This is a genomic window from Aestuariivita sp. (genome assembly GCF_021404545.1).
Taxonomy (GTDB): domain Bacteria; phylum Pseudomonadota; class Alphaproteobacteria; order Rhodobacterales; family Rhodobacteraceae; genus Aestuariivita.
The window spans coordinates 74,565-86,809 of record NZ_JAAWWD010000042.1 but is presented as its reverse complement, the minus strand read 5'-3'; the positions used below and the strand labels follow the sequence as shown (position 1 = coordinate 86,809).

14 protein-coding genes are annotated in these 12,245 nt (G+C 62.9%); 13 read left to right on the top strand and 1 reads right to left on the bottom strand.

Annotation, left to right across the window (positions count from 1 at the left end):
• Window positions 1–470 precede the first annotated feature (470 nt).
• The 4 genes from HEP69_RS14970 (at window position 471) to HEP69_RS14955 (ending at window position 3,874) form a co-directional block, all read left to right on the top strand.
• Window positions 471–1,106 (top strand): toprim domain-containing protein, encoded by a 636-nt coding sequence (locus HEP69_RS14970; RefSeq protein WP_290559352.1) that lies wholly within the window; start codon window positions 471–473, stop codon window positions 1,104–1,106.
• Window positions 1,107–1,452: 346 nt separating this feature from the next.
• Entirely contained in the window at window positions 1,453–2,379 is a 927-nt protein-coding gene (locus tag HEP69_RS14965; protein ID WP_290559351.1) for a DUF2493 domain-containing protein, read from the top strand.
• A gap of 124 nt (window positions 2,380–2,503) precedes the next feature.
• Window positions 2,504–2,974 (top strand): hypothetical protein, encoded by a 471-nt coding sequence (locus HEP69_RS14960; RefSeq protein WP_290559350.1) that lies wholly within the window; start codon window positions 2,504–2,506, stop codon window positions 2,972–2,974.
• Window positions 2,975–3,538: 564 nt separating this feature from the next.
• The gene (locus tag HEP69_RS14955; RefSeq protein WP_290559348.1) at window positions 3,539–3,874 is read left to right on the top strand and encodes a DUF736 domain-containing protein; all 336 of its coding nucleotides are present in this window, start codon (window positions 3,539–3,541) and stop codon (window positions 3,872–3,874) included.
• Between the two features lie 644 nt (window positions 3,875–4,518).
• Here the strand turns inward: HEP69_RS14955 and HEP69_RS14950 are convergent.
• Window positions 4,519–4,731, bottom strand: coding sequence for a helix-turn-helix transcriptional regulator (locus HEP69_RS14950; protein WP_290559347.1), 213 nt, complete (start codon window positions 4,729–4,731; stop codon window positions 4,519–4,521).
• 177 nt (window positions 4,732–4,908) lie between these two features.
• Between HEP69_RS14950 and HEP69_RS14945 the strand changes: the two genes are divergently transcribed.
• The 9 genes from HEP69_RS14945 to HEP69_RS14905 all read left to right on the top strand — a co-directional run bounded on the left by HEP69_RS14945 (window position 4,909) and on the right by HEP69_RS14905 (window position 12,244).
• A complete protein-coding gene (locus tag HEP69_RS14945; RefSeq protein WP_290559346.1) occupies window positions 4,909–5,175 on the top strand; it encodes a DUF2285 domain-containing protein in 267 nt (88 codons plus the stop codon).
• A 142-nt stretch (window positions 5,176–5,317) separates the two neighbouring features.
• Complete coding sequence (locus HEP69_RS14940) at window positions 5,318–5,575, top strand: DUF6499 domain-containing protein (RefSeq protein WP_290559345.1); 258 nt, start codon at window positions 5,318–5,320, stop codon at window positions 5,573–5,575.
• On the top strand, window positions 5,553–6,050 hold the full coding sequence (locus HEP69_RS14935; RefSeq protein ID WP_227287762.1) for a DUF2285 domain-containing protein: 498 nt from the start codon (window positions 5,553–5,555) through the stop codon (window positions 6,048–6,050). Before HEP69_RS14940 ends, HEP69_RS14935 begins: the two co-directional genes overlap by 23 nt.
• A 175-nt stretch (window positions 6,051–6,225) precedes the next feature.
• On the top strand, window positions 6,226–6,510 hold the full coding sequence (locus HEP69_RS14930; RefSeq protein ID WP_227287761.1) for a helix-turn-helix domain-containing protein: 285 nt from the start codon (window positions 6,226–6,228) through the stop codon (window positions 6,508–6,510).
• On the top strand, window positions 6,507–6,971 hold the full coding sequence (locus tag HEP69_RS14925; protein WP_290559344.1) for a DUF2840 domain-containing protein: 465 nt from the start codon (window positions 6,507–6,509) through the stop codon (window positions 6,969–6,971). The genes HEP69_RS14930 and HEP69_RS14925 overlap by 4 nt, the downstream gene beginning before the upstream one ends.
• Window positions 6,968–7,480, top strand: coding sequence for a S26 family signal peptidase (locus HEP69_RS14920; RefSeq protein ID WP_290559343.1), 513 nt, complete (start codon window positions 6,968–6,970; stop codon window positions 7,478–7,480). Before HEP69_RS14925 ends, HEP69_RS14920 begins: the two co-directional genes overlap by 4 nt.
• 4 nt (window positions 7,481–7,484) lie before the next feature.
• A complete protein-coding gene (locus HEP69_RS14915) occupies window positions 7,485–8,234 on the top strand; it encodes a lytic transglycosylase domain-containing protein (RefSeq protein WP_290559342.1) in 750 nt (249 codons plus the stop codon).
• Window positions 8,235–8,481: 247 nt separating this feature from the next.
• The gene (locus HEP69_RS14910) at window positions 8,482–10,236 is read left to right on the top strand and encodes a DUF3363 domain-containing protein (RefSeq protein WP_290559341.1); all 1,755 of its coding nucleotides are present in this window, start codon (window positions 8,482–8,484) and stop codon (window positions 10,234–10,236) included.
• 13 nt (window positions 10,237–10,249) lie between these two features.
• Window positions 10,250–12,244, top strand: a complete 1,995-nt coding sequence (locus tag HEP69_RS14905) for a conjugal transfer protein TraG (protein WP_290559340.1) — start codon at window positions 10,250–10,252, stop codon at window positions 12,242–12,244.
• Window position 12,245 lies beyond the last annotated feature (1 nt).

Sequence of the window (12,245 nt, the reverse complement as noted above, 5' to 3'; positions counted from 1 at the left end):
TGGGGTTTTTTCCTTGTTCTTTTTTCCCATCCTCCACTCCGCTACCGGTAGCACTCCAGCGCGCGGGGTCCAGGGCCCGCGGCCAGGGCATCCGGCCCCGGTGCTGTCGGGGACTTCCCCAAGTCCCCCGTTTTGTGCTGACATTATGTTGCGCGGATGGCCGTCCGCCCCTGCAGAGCCGACGCGAGACTCGCCGTCGCAACATAACCCGCGCCGCAACATGTTCGGTATTATGTGGAGTTCCACATAATACCGACGCCGCCACGGGCGAGCATGGCGATCTGCTCGACCTTATCGCGGCCAATCTCAATCTCTCGACGCTGCGCGACACGCTCGACGAAGCGCGTCGCTTTCTCAGTCTACCGCGTCCCGAGCCACCCGCGCCACAGCGGCAAGAACCGGCTCCGCGAGGATCACCCGAAGCGGCCCGACGCCTATGGTCGATGGGGCAACCAATCGCGGGCACGCTGGTGGAACGCTATCTCTCCGCACGCGGTCTGAAAGACCTTCGAAGCGTGAGCGCGCTTCGGTTCCACCCGAACTGCTACTACTGGGGAGAGGACGCGGACGCCAATGACCCGCTCGACGCTTGGCCCGCCTTACTCGCGAAAGTCACCGACACTGCCGGAAAGCTGACCGGCGTCCATCGGACCTGGCTTGATCCACAAAAGGCCGAAAAGGCTCCGCTCGACCCCAACCGCAAGGCGATGGGCAATCTGCTCGGCCACGCCGTCAGGTTCGGATCGCCGACCGACATTCTCGCTGTAGGCGAAGGTCTAGAGACCATGCTCTCGCTGAGGCTGGTACTTGCCGGTCTGCCAATTGCAGCGGCGCTGTCAGGCAATCATCTCGCAGCGTTCGATCCGCCGACCAATCTTCGCCGGCTCTATGTCGCCATCGACAATGACGAGGCCGGACAGGCGGCCTTCGACGTATTGACCGAGCGCTTCGCGGACCGGGAGTTTCACCTTTTGCCTTTGCGACCGATGCTGGACGACTTTAACGGCGATCTCCGGAAATGCGGCATCGACGAGATGCGCAGCCATTTGCGTCCCCAGCTCTCACCAGTCGATGTTCCGACCTTGCTCGCGGTCGAGACCGACTGAAGCAGTGAACCGGTCTCATCCGCTGGACGGGCAGCATGAACCTCACGCCACAGAGCCGCGCCCGACGGCCTTCCCGAGAGGGGCGAGCCGGAGCGGAACGCGCCCGGTCCGGCAATGGCTGCGGCGGCACCGTTTTCCGCCGCCGGGCAAGCCCGGCTTTGCATCGCGATCCAAAACGGCGCCGCCTCCGCCATCCTCCGCTGCCGCTCCGGCCGACGCAGCCACGAGGTCCCGCGAAGTACCACTTCGTGGGGAATTGCGTCGGTGCAGGCCCGGTCGCGTCCCGCTTCCCGTCGCCCATGAAGGCCGCGCGAGGCGCGGTCAGCGACTAGGAGGCATAACGCCCATGACCCAGCACGAACCCGACACCCGATCCGCCACAGCCCTCGTCCTCGACGAGTTGCAGCTCTTCGGACATCGACCGTTTGCCGACGAACCCGATCCGCGGCCACTCCCAGACGCCGGAACCGTCGAAGGCGCGATCGCGGATATCTTCGACGCCATGGTCGTCGCTCTCGGCGACACCCGGCTCGAACCCGATCTCGAAGACCTGCTCTGGTCGACCACCAATGTCTTCCACCGCATGGCGACCCGCATCGACCGTAAGCTCGACGACAACGAGCAAGCGCAACGTCGGTCGCAGCGTAGCCAGGACGGCTCCGAAGTCCGCTCAGTCGAATTGGAACGCCTCATGGCCGAAGGTCGCACCCTCACCGAACAGCGCAATGCTTACGAGGGCATGCGCGATCTCGCCGCCGAGCATTTCGAGGCCCATCTCGGCCAGACCTGGCATCCGCGTTCCGGCAGTCACGTCAATCGCAAGCATATGACGGCTGCGATGATCGACAGCCGCGACTATCTCAACGCCAAGCGCAAGTCAGAGCTCGAACCCCTGATCCCGACCGGCACCAAGATCGCCTTCACTGGCGGGCAGGACGTGAACGATACCGGGGCCATCTGGGCGGCACTCGACAAGGTCCGCGCCAAGCATGACGACATGGTGCTGCTACATGGTGGGTCACCCAAGGGTGCCGAACGCATCGCAGCCTGCTGGGCTGACAATCGCAAATGCCAACAGATCGTCTTCAAACCGGACTGGACCCGCCACGGCAAGGCCGCACCGTTCAAGCGCAACGATCTGCTCCTGGAAACCCTGCCGATCGGGCTGATCGTGTTCCCGGGCTCCGGCATCACCGACAATCTCGCCGACAAGGCCAAAGTGCTCGGCATCCCACTCTACGATTTCCGCAGCGCGAAAGGCGGGTCGTCATGACCTGTGATGCGTCTATCGCATCGCGATGCGCTCAGCGGGAATATTCCGTGAACACCGCGGATGTGCTATGCTCCAGCAGCGCCGTGGCGGTGGTGGAGGCGCAGCCCATGAGAGGAGACCGCCCATGTTCGTATCCGCATTCCTAAGCATCCTGGGCCTCGGCCTTATGGTCTACGTTCTCTTCGCAGTGGCCGTCTATGCGCTCCCGTTCTTCGTCGCACTCACCGTCGGCATGCATCTCTACGAGACCGAGGCCGGCGTGGTCACCGCCATCGTCATCGCGATGTTCGCGGGCGCAATCACTTTGGTCTTGGGGCAGATCGTCTTCGCAAAGGTTCAATCCATCCCCATCCGCCTCGCTATCGGGGCACTCTTCGCAGCACCCGCAGGTGTGGCTGGCTTCTCGGCAATCCGGGGGCTATCGGAGATTGGCGGAGCCTCCGAAGGATGGACGCTGGCCTTCGCGATCATCGGCGGGATTGTCACAGCCGGAACCGCCTGGGTTCGAGTCGCCAGCCTCGCTGGCCCCATCGGCGAGGAGGATGTGGGAAATTCTCAGATCATGCAGAGCAGCCCGTTCGCGAATGATCGCTGACACCTCGCCGTTTCCGAAAGCATGACATAACGGAAGAGCGTGGGTCGGGCAGAGCTCGGATATGGGCGTTCGGCTGAACGCGTCTGATCTCGTTAGAGCGCCTCGACACAGCACAGCGCATATCGAACACCGCCAAACCTAGTGGGAGGGAGCATTCTCGCATTGCCGGGAGCGTTCGGCGATGAACCAGTTCTGCGCCGTTCTGCACGCTAGAGCCTGTCTTTCTCCGATCAGCATTGCCGGTGGATTGCCCGGTCCGAGGGTGGCGGTCATTTCTCATCCCATGCCCTCATCACCCGCGTCCGTCACGACCTCTCATTGGGCTGATCTGACCGGGATCGGCTGACGCCTCGACCGCCTCAGCCGCAACGCCGGGTTCGGACTTTCTTCCCCTGGGCTTTGCCCATTCCTCGCGGGACGACCCTGACGGGTCCAAGAAAGACCGCCCCCGGCGTCCTCCGCTGGCGCTGCGGGCCAAGGGCTGCGTCGGCGGATCGTCCCGGTCCTGACGAACGCCATCGAGACCGCGACGGGCGCGGGATCGAAAGCCAAAGGAGAAATGACATGGCCACCATCGGAACCTTCAAGAAGACCGGCAACGAATACGTCGGAGAAATCGTCACCCTCAACGTGCAGGCGCAGAACGTCCGCATCGTCCCCGAGGACAGCACTTCGGGCGAGAACGCTCCCTCCCACCGGGTCTTCGTCGGCCGCGCCGAGATCGGCGCCGCCTGGTCGAAGCGCTCGAACGAGGACCGCGACTATCTGAGCCTCAAGCTGGATGATCCGAGCTTCACCCAGCCGATCTACGCCAACCTCTTTGATGACACGATCGTCGAAGGTGGCGAGGAAACCTTCAGCCTCATCTGGTCCCGGGCGCGCCGCAAGAACGGCGACTGAGCGCTGCCACCTCAACCCCGCCCGGGAGACCGGGCGGGGCGAAACGGTTTATCGAAGGCTGATTTTGGGAAGCGATGGATCGTCTCGGTCGGATCGCTCCCAATAGTCACGGCAAAGTTGTCGCCCCTTTGATGTGAGAGCATAAAGGTTTGAATTGTCAGACATATGGTCGATTAGCCCTAGGCGGATGAGGGGGCGCACTGACCCATCGGCTACAGAACGCTCGCGCCGCTTCCCATCGGCATCAACAATGCTCCAACGCTGCTTGCCGTTCTCCGTGAAGACCTCAATGCGATCCGCTCGGTTCTCATGGTTCCCTGACCGCGCGCTGAACCGAAATGTCATGTCGCAAAGTGTTTCTCGGGATCTAGGTGGAACCTGCATCCAAGTAACTTCTTCGTTCTCAGGCTCTAGTTTCGCAGCGTGTTTCCTCCCATCGAGAAATGCTGACACGAGAGCTCGCTCAATAGTGCCGATCGTATTTTGACTAGTGCCATTTCGGCGTGCGGTCCGATCCGCGCCGACGATGTTCCGCGCGATCTCCTTATACGACGCCCGTTTCTCCGAACTGATCTTACCGTGGCCCAATCAACTCCCCTTACTAGCATCTGGAGTTTATCAAGCGACGCCTAGACGCCGCCTTCCTAATCTCGATCTTGTAGCAGAAGCGCTGGCTCAACATCCAACGCCAGAGCTGCGTGCCAGAGGGTAATGATCGTGACGTTCTGCTGACCGCGCTCCATCGAACTCACATGGGCGCGATCTACGCCCATCTTCACGGCCAATGCCGCCTGGCTCATATCAGCTAAAGTTCTGTAGTGCTTGAGATTGTTCCCAAAAATCTGCCGGATATCCATCCGACGACAAAAGACCTATCGCGTATTTTAGTGCGACGTATTATAATGCTCGCTCTATGCCACGTCGTTCAGCGATCAGATACGGAAATGCAGCCTTTCAGCCGTGCGGCAGTTGCGCGAAGCCATGTAAATGAGGCATTAACCATATGGGCATCGACAGTGCTCATGGGGGATAAGATGAGCAGTGAGATTAGTCGAAGACTTACCGATACCCCGCCAAACAGCGACCACTTGACCGACTATGACCGCGCCCAGCTCAAGCTTTACGCACGCCTCCTCGACGCGGAAGCCGATGGGGCGGCGCTTTCGGAAGTCGCGCACCACCTGTTCGGGATCGACGCCGAAGACGAACCGGAGCGCGCCAGACGCGTGCATGACAATCATCTCGTGCGCGCTCACTGGGTCGCTGAGCAAGGTTACCGCGACCTCCTGACCAACGCCTGAAGCCGCAATAAGCGAGCTTGCGCGTGATGCCTTTCGCGCATCGCCCTATGCCGTCCGTCTCCCTACGCTTTCCCGTTTAACGCGAGCATATTGCTAAGTCCAAAGCGTCTGACGCTCGGCGCGTAACAGTTGGAGAGCGGATATGCCGACGAACTGGCGAGACGAAACCGACTACGATTACATCGAAAAACTCGATGCCTCCGGTCTGGCGTGGGAATGCCTCAGGCGCAATCCAGACTACCGCGCCGCGTTTCCAAACATGACCGAGAACGAGGCGGCCCCTTGGGGGTTGCGATTTCCCGGTCGATCCAGAGCTCAAGGCGACCAATGCGAAGCTCTACTGGAGACCTTCAATTGCACCAGCCGTGACATGCTTGATGACGGCCAGAAGCCTCGGTGAGGCGGAAAACGCCGTTTTTGATCAGGTCATCGTCGAAACGAGGCGCGGCGCCCGTGGTCGCTACTGGTCGTGCGTTCGTACCGGATTGATCGTTGTTTCGGACGACGCCCTGACCGAGGACCGCCCCCGCGCCGTCATCCTCCCTTTGACTCTTGACTGGTCCATCAGAATCGCCACCGCAGAGCGTCTAAGGCGTGTCTGGCGTGGTCAAACCCCACGCGCTCTGTTCACCCTTCAACGACGTAAACGCATCGGTCATGCGCTGCGCACGAACGATGCACGGCAATCGGGGACGCGTCTGCGCGACATTGCGGTGACCTATTTCGGCGCACGACGGGTCGCCGCCGAACCTTGGAAGACGAGCGCTCTGAAAGCGCAGGTCGCGCGTCTCGCCGCATATGGACGTACCCTCGTCAGTGACGGCTATCGACAGCTATTGCGCGGGAAATCAGCAGCCCGCTTGCCTCGAAAGTAACTGTCTCACCGTCCCCCAAACAGATCCTATCGGAACACCACTCGTCCTTCTCGAAGGGGTGACGATTCCTCGCGAGAATCTTCATCATCCCTCCTGGGCGCTCTTCTCCGCTTCTCTGGCCATCAGCCGTCCCTCGCATCCCGCGACGGACCCGCGATGACCAGAGGAGCCCCCGATGCCCGATCCCAATGCCGGCCTTCCGCCGCGCTATCTCAGAACCCCTGAAGCCGCCCGTCTTCTCGGCCTTTCCGGCCGCACGCTTGAGAAACACCGCACCTACGGAACCGGCCCGAAGTATTCCAAGATCGGCGGCCGTGTCGTTTACGCGGTCGAAGATCTGCAAGCCTGGGTCAGCCGCGGTGAGAAACGCTCGACCTCGGACGACACGGGCGACACTGTCCTTCCGGCCAAACGCCATGCCGCGATCTCACCGGCCTATAGCGGCGAGAAGCGCTCATGAGCGGGCGCACGACCATCGAACTCACATGGATCGAAGGTCACATCGAACGCTGGCTGCGCTTCGGCCGGATCGTTCAAGAGACGATTAGAAGACGTTCGGTTCGCGTCGTCGGCGTCGATCCCGGCAGCGTCTTCGCCTTCATTCGCTGGGCCGCGAACGACTACGGCACGGTCGAGAGTCGGATCGACATCCTGCAAACCACCTGTCCCGGCGAGAGCTATTCGACGGTGCCTTTTGTGAAGCCCGGCGGAGTGTCTCTGTTGCGGCTTTCAGGCTGGCCGAAGGTCGAAACAGTGCTGCTCTGCATCGACCAGATCGAGGCCGAACACATTGCGCCGGAAGAAGTCTGCCCGAACCATTGGCGGCACGTCCACAATCGTCTGAGCTGCAATCTTGAGCCACGCCCGTACACGCCGTTTCGGCATGACGCCTGGCTCAAACGACGGGCCCTGGCGGCATGACACGCGCGCGCCCCTCGCTCATCATCGGCAGCGCCGGTATCGCCTTGATCGCACTTTCGGCGACCATTCGCGCCAACCCGATCCTTGTCTGGAACGCGTCGGCCAGCGTGCCCATCGGCTTCTACGTCGTGCAGTCACTCGACACGCCGAATGTCGGCGATTTAGTCGTTCTCGAACCGCCATCGCCGCTCGGCGACTGGCTTCTGGAACATGGCTATCTCGGCGCCGACGTGCCGCTCATCAAGCATGTCGCCGCACTTCCCGGACAGCGTGTCTGCCGCACAGGGGTCACGATCCGCATCGATGGCGTTGCAGTCGCGACCGCGAAAGACCGCGACCGTTTCGAACGCCCGCTTCCAGTCTGGCAGGGCTGCCAACGGCTCACCGATGATCAGATCTTCTTCCTCAATCCCGACACCGAGGCGAGCCTCGACGGACGGTATTTCGGGCCGCTGCAGCGCGACACGATTATCGGCCGCGCTGTCCCGATCTGGACGCGGGAGGGCTGACCCAATGGCACTCCTCCTTCCTTCCGGCCGTCGTCTTGTCGTCGCTTCCGCGATCCTGATCGCGCTTTCTGGTTGCGCCAATCCGCCCGCCGCAGACGCACAGGACACGGTCACGCGCTCAACGGAGGCCGCCGCGTCGACCTCCGATTTCGACGCTTACATTGCCGAAGCGGCGCAACGCTTTCGCATTCCCGAGCGCTGGATACGCGCCGTCATGCAAGCCGAAAGCGCGGGCAATGCGCGCGCCGTCAGCAGCGCCGGTGCGATAGGCCTGATGCAGATCATGCCCGGCACCTGGGCTGAACTCCGAGCCGCGCATGGGTTCGGCTCTGACCCGTTCGACCGCCGCGAGAACATCCTCGCGGGCACGGCCTATCTGCGCCAGATGTACGACCAGTTCGGCGCGCCGGGGTTTCTCGCGGCCTACAATGCCGGCCCCGGACGGTATGCCGAGCACCTGCGAACCGGGCGCAGCTTGCCGCGTGAGACCCGCCGTTACGTTGCAGCGCTTTCGCAAGAACTTGGCTTCTCGGATGCATTGCCCTTGCAGCCGATGCGCACCGTTTCTGCCGACCGGTGGCAAGCTGCCCCGCTCTTTGCGCCCGTCACAACCTCGCGTGAGCAGCAGAGGACTGATGAGCCTGACCGCACATCGGCAAGTGTTCAGACTGCTGATGAAGGGCCTCAGCCTCGCCCACAGAACAGCCAATCGAACCCGCTTTTCGTCTCCAGAACCGGGGAGCCAGAGCGATGAGCGCACTGATCTGGCTCCGCCCCGTTCCGTCGTACTGCGTCGTATGGAATGCGGCAGGCGGAGGGTTGCAACCGAACTCAACGAATGGAGGGCAAGATAAAAGGCCGGACGCGCGGGGGCGCTACGGCGTTGTTGTTGTTGGGGTTTTTGCGTGCTGCGCACTTGGTCACAGTGCTGCACTCCCAGCTATCCCTCTGATTATATGCGCCTTTCATCGTGCCATGCCAGATTTTGGGAAGGTACGAGCGTGAGCCAGCGCGATAGCGACATCCGCATCAAGCCGAGGCGTATCCGCGACAAAGGACCGTCGGCCGGGCGCGCGAAGAGCTTCGTCGGACAGGTCATGCGCGCCGCGAAGAAAGCGGGGCATAACGGCAATCATTTCAGACCAAGCGGAGGCCGTGCCGGTCGGTCGACCTTCGGGCGCGGGCGCTTCGTAAATGTTTCACGCGGTCTCGGGCGTACCCAGCGCCGGGTCGTGGTGAATGCGCGGATCGTGCGTCATCGGGGTGAAAGGTTTCGATCGGCTCAGCTCTCCAAGCACCTCGACTATCTGAAGCGCGAGGGCGTCACCAGGGACGGCCGGGACGCGGCCACGTTCGACAAGGAGCACGACCAGGCTGACGACCGCGCCTTCGCCGCCAGCACCGAAGACGACCGGCATCATTTCCGCTTTATCGTCTCGCCGGAAGACGCCGGGCATATGGACGACCTGCGCGCCTTCACCCGCGATCTGATGGCCCAGGCCGAGCGCGACCTCGGCACCGAAATCGATTGGGTCGCGGTCGACCATTGGAACACCGACAACCCGCATGTCCACGTGCTGGTGCGCGGCAAGGCCGATGACGGGAAAGACCTCGTCATCTCGCGCGACTATATCAGCCGCGGCCTGCGTGGGCGGGCAGAAGAATTGGTCGAGTTGGAGCTCGGAAGACGAACCGAGAAGGAGATCGCCGAAGGACTCGATATCGAGGTGAAGGCCGAGCGCTGGACCGGTCTGGATCGCGCACTGCGGTCCTACGCCGACGACACGCTCGGCGTCGCCGACTTGCGCCCCGGCGCACCCGATCTCGGCGATAAAGAGCTCAAGCGCCGAATGATCGGCCGGGCACAGACGCTGGAGCGCTTCGGTCTTGCAGAGAAACTGGCGCCGTCAGTCTGGCAGCTCAAGCCGGGCATGGAAGACACGCTGCGCGAGATGGCCGTGCGCGGCGACATCATCAAGACAATGCACCAGGCGATGGGTGGTCAGTCCCGCGCACAAACCGACTTTGCAATCGAGGGGCAGCCGGACACACCGATTCTCGGAAAGCTGGTCGATCGCGGGTTGCACAACGAACTCTCCGGCGAAGCCTACGCCATCATCGACGGAGTCGACGGACGTCTTCATCACTCGCGGTTCCGCGATCTCGATCTCACCGGCGACACGCCGGTCGGCGGGATCGTCGAGACGCGGAGTTGGTCCGGAAAGGATGGAGGGGCGAAACGGTTGGCGCTGGTCGGCCGGTCGGACGTTGCGTTGGAAAAGCAGGTCGATGCCGATGGCGCGACCTGGGTAGATCGGCTGGCGCTCGCCAAGACTCGCGCGCCGCTCGCGCAGAGCGGGTTTGGCGCGGAGGTCCGCGACGCATTGGAGAAGCGGGCCGAGCATTTGGTTGGACAGGGTCTGGCGACGCGGCAAGGTCAGCGCGTCACCTTCAACCGCGATCTCCTGAAGACACTGCGCCGGCGCGATCTCGATCAAGCTGCAAGCAAGATCGCCGACGACACCGGTCTGTCCTTCCGCAAGTCCGGTGACGGCGAGACCGTGGCTGGCACGTATCGCCAACGCCTCGATCTCGCGTCGGGCCGTTTCGCCATGATCGATGACGGGATGGGCTTCGAGCTCGTCCCCTGGAAGCCCCAGCTCGAAAAGCATCTCGGCCAGACCGTCTCTGGCACCGTCGCGGCCGGCGGCGGCATCGACTGGTCGCTCGGCCGCAAGCGCGGCCTGTCGATCTGACCCGGAGAACTCTATGACCTCGAAGAAACATGCATCACCGGCCACCGCCATCCTCTGGGGCCAGATCCTCGTCGTCTCGACGGTCGCGCTGCTCTTCGTCTGGGCGGCGACGCAATGGGTGGCGTTCCGGCTCGGCTTCCAGTCCGAACTGGGCGACCCGATGGCGACCATCTTCGGCCTGCCGATCTACCCGCCCTGGAACGTCTTTGTCTGGTGGTACTGGTACGACGCCTATGCGCCGCGCGTCTTCATGGAGGGCGCAATCATCGCGGGCGCGGGCGGCATCGCTTCTGTTTGCGTCGCGATCTTCCTCTCCGTTCTGCGCGCTCGCGAAGCGAGCAACGTGACGACTTACGGCTCCGCGCGATGGGGGACCGAGAAGGATATGCGCGAGGCGGGATTGTTCGTGGATGATGGCGTGGTCCTCGGACGCTACCGGTCCCGCTACCTCCGCCATGACGGGCCTGAACATGTGCTCTGCTTCGCGCCGACGCGCTCCGGCAAAGGTGTCGGTCTGGTCGTGCCGTCACTGCTCACTTGGCCGGGCTCGGCCATCGTCCACGACATCAAGGGCGAGAACTGGGAGCTCACGGCGAACTACCGCGCCCGCTTCAGCCGGGTGTTGCTCTTCGATCCAACCGATCCGAACTCGGCGGCCTACAATCCGCTGCTCGAAGTGCGGCGCGGCGATAGCGAGGTGCGCGACGTTCAGAACGTCGCCGACATCTTGGTCGATCCCGAGGGTCTGCTCGAACGGCGGAACCATTGGGAAAAGACGAGCCACTCGCTCTTGGTCGGCGCGATCCTGCATGTCCTCTACGCCGAAGCCGACAAGACGCTGGCGGGCGTCGCGGCCTTCCTCTCCGATCCGAAGCGTCCGATCGAGTCGACGCTCGCGGCGATGATGCGCACCCCGCATCTCGGCGATCACCCGCATCCCGTCGTCGCGCAGGCCGCGCGTGAGCTTTTGAACAAGTCGGAGAACGAACGCTCCGGTGTGCTCTCGACCGCCATGAGTTTTCTTGGGCTCTATCGTGATCCAGTTGTCGCCAAGGTCACGCGCCGCTGCGACTGGCGGATCGACGATCTCGCGACAGGCGACAGGCCGGTGACGCTGTACCTCGTGGTGCCACCATCGGACATCTCACGGACGAAGCCGCTGATCCGGCTCGTGCTCAACCAGATCGGTCGACGACTGACGGAAGACCTGCATGCTAAGCGTACCCACCGCATGCTGCTCATGCTGGACGAGTTTCCGGCGCTCGGGCAGCTCGACTTCTTCGAGAGCCAGCTCGCCTTCATGGCGGGCTATGGGATCAAGGCCTTCCTCATCGCCCAGTCGCTCAATCAGATCGAGAAGGCCTATGGTCAGAACAACGCGATCCTCGACAATTGCCATGTGCGCGTCGCCTTTGCGACCAATGACGAGCGCACCGCGAAGCGCGTATCCGATGCGCTCGGCACAGCGACCGAGATGCGCGCCATGAAGAACTATGCCGGACATCGGCTATCGCCTTGGCTCGGGCATATGATGGTCTCACGGCAGGAGACGGCGCGGCCGCTGCTCACACCCGGCGAGATGATGCAGCTTCCCCCGACCGAGGAGATCGTCCTCGTCTCCGGTGCGCCGCCGGTGCGGGCGGAGAAGGCGCGCTACTACACCGATCCGCAATTCAAGGCCCGGATAGCACCGCCGCCGGATCGTTATGCGCGGGCTGGAGCGGCCGGCAGCAAAACGGACGATTGGAGCGGTCGCGAGCCGATCGTTGCGCCCCCGCCCAAAAAACGGAAGGGATCGAGCGAGGATGTCGACGGCGGCATCCGTCGGCAGCCCGACCTTCCGGAACATGAAGACATCGCCCCAGAACCGACCCCAGCCCGCAGCGAATTCGCCGATCTCGACGACGAACCGGAGGACGATGCGCAGAGGGCCAAGGCCATGCGCGACCGGTTCGGCACCGTCGCGCGGCAAGCCTCGCTCGATCCCGATGACGGGATCGAGCTCTAGG

Bases quoted from the DNA above. Each gene is read 5' to 3' on its own strand.
- HEP69_RS14935 (WP_227287762.1), top strand. From the start codon at position 5,553: ATGACGGCCAGAAGCCTCGGTGAGGCGGAAAACGCCGTTTTTGATCAG.
- HEP69_RS14905 (WP_290559340.1), top strand. From the start codon at position 10,250: ATGACCTCGAAGAAACATGCATCACCGGCCACCGCCATCCTCTGGGGC.
- HEP69_RS14960 (WP_290559350.1), top strand. From the start codon at position 2,504: ATGTTCGTATCCGCATTCCTAAGCATCCTGGGCCTCGGCCTTATGGTC.
- HEP69_RS14965 (WP_290559351.1), top strand. From the start codon at position 1,453: ATGACCCAGCACGAACCCGACACCCGATCCGCCACAGCCCTCGTCCTC.
- HEP69_RS14925 (WP_290559344.1), top strand. From the start codon at position 6,507: ATGAGCGGGCGCACGACCATCGAACTCACATGGATCGAAGGTCACATC.
- HEP69_RS14940 (WP_290559345.1), top strand. From the start codon at position 5,318: ATGCCGACGAACTGGCGAGACGAAACCGACTACGATTACATCGAAAAA.
- HEP69_RS14915 (WP_290559342.1), top strand. From the start codon at position 7,485: ATGGCACTCCTCCTTCCTTCCGGCCGTCGTCTTGTCGTCGCTTCCGCG.
- HEP69_RS14920 (WP_290559343.1), top strand. From the start codon at position 6,968: ATGACACGCGCGCGCCCCTCGCTCATCATCGGCAGCGCCGGTATCGCC.
- HEP69_RS14945 (WP_290559346.1), top strand. From the start codon at position 4,909: ATGAGCAGTGAGATTAGTCGAAGACTTACCGATACCCCGCCAAACAGC.
- HEP69_RS14950 (WP_290559347.1), bottom strand. From the start codon at position 4,731: ATGGATATCCGGCAGATTTTTGGGAACAATCTCAAGCACTACAGAACT.
- HEP69_RS14930 (WP_227287761.1), top strand. From the start codon at position 6,226: ATGCCCGATCCCAATGCCGGCCTTCCGCCGCGCTATCTCAGAACCCCT.
- HEP69_RS14955 (WP_290559348.1), top strand. From the start codon at position 3,539: ATGGCCACCATCGGAACCTTCAAGAAGACCGGCAACGAATACGTCGGA.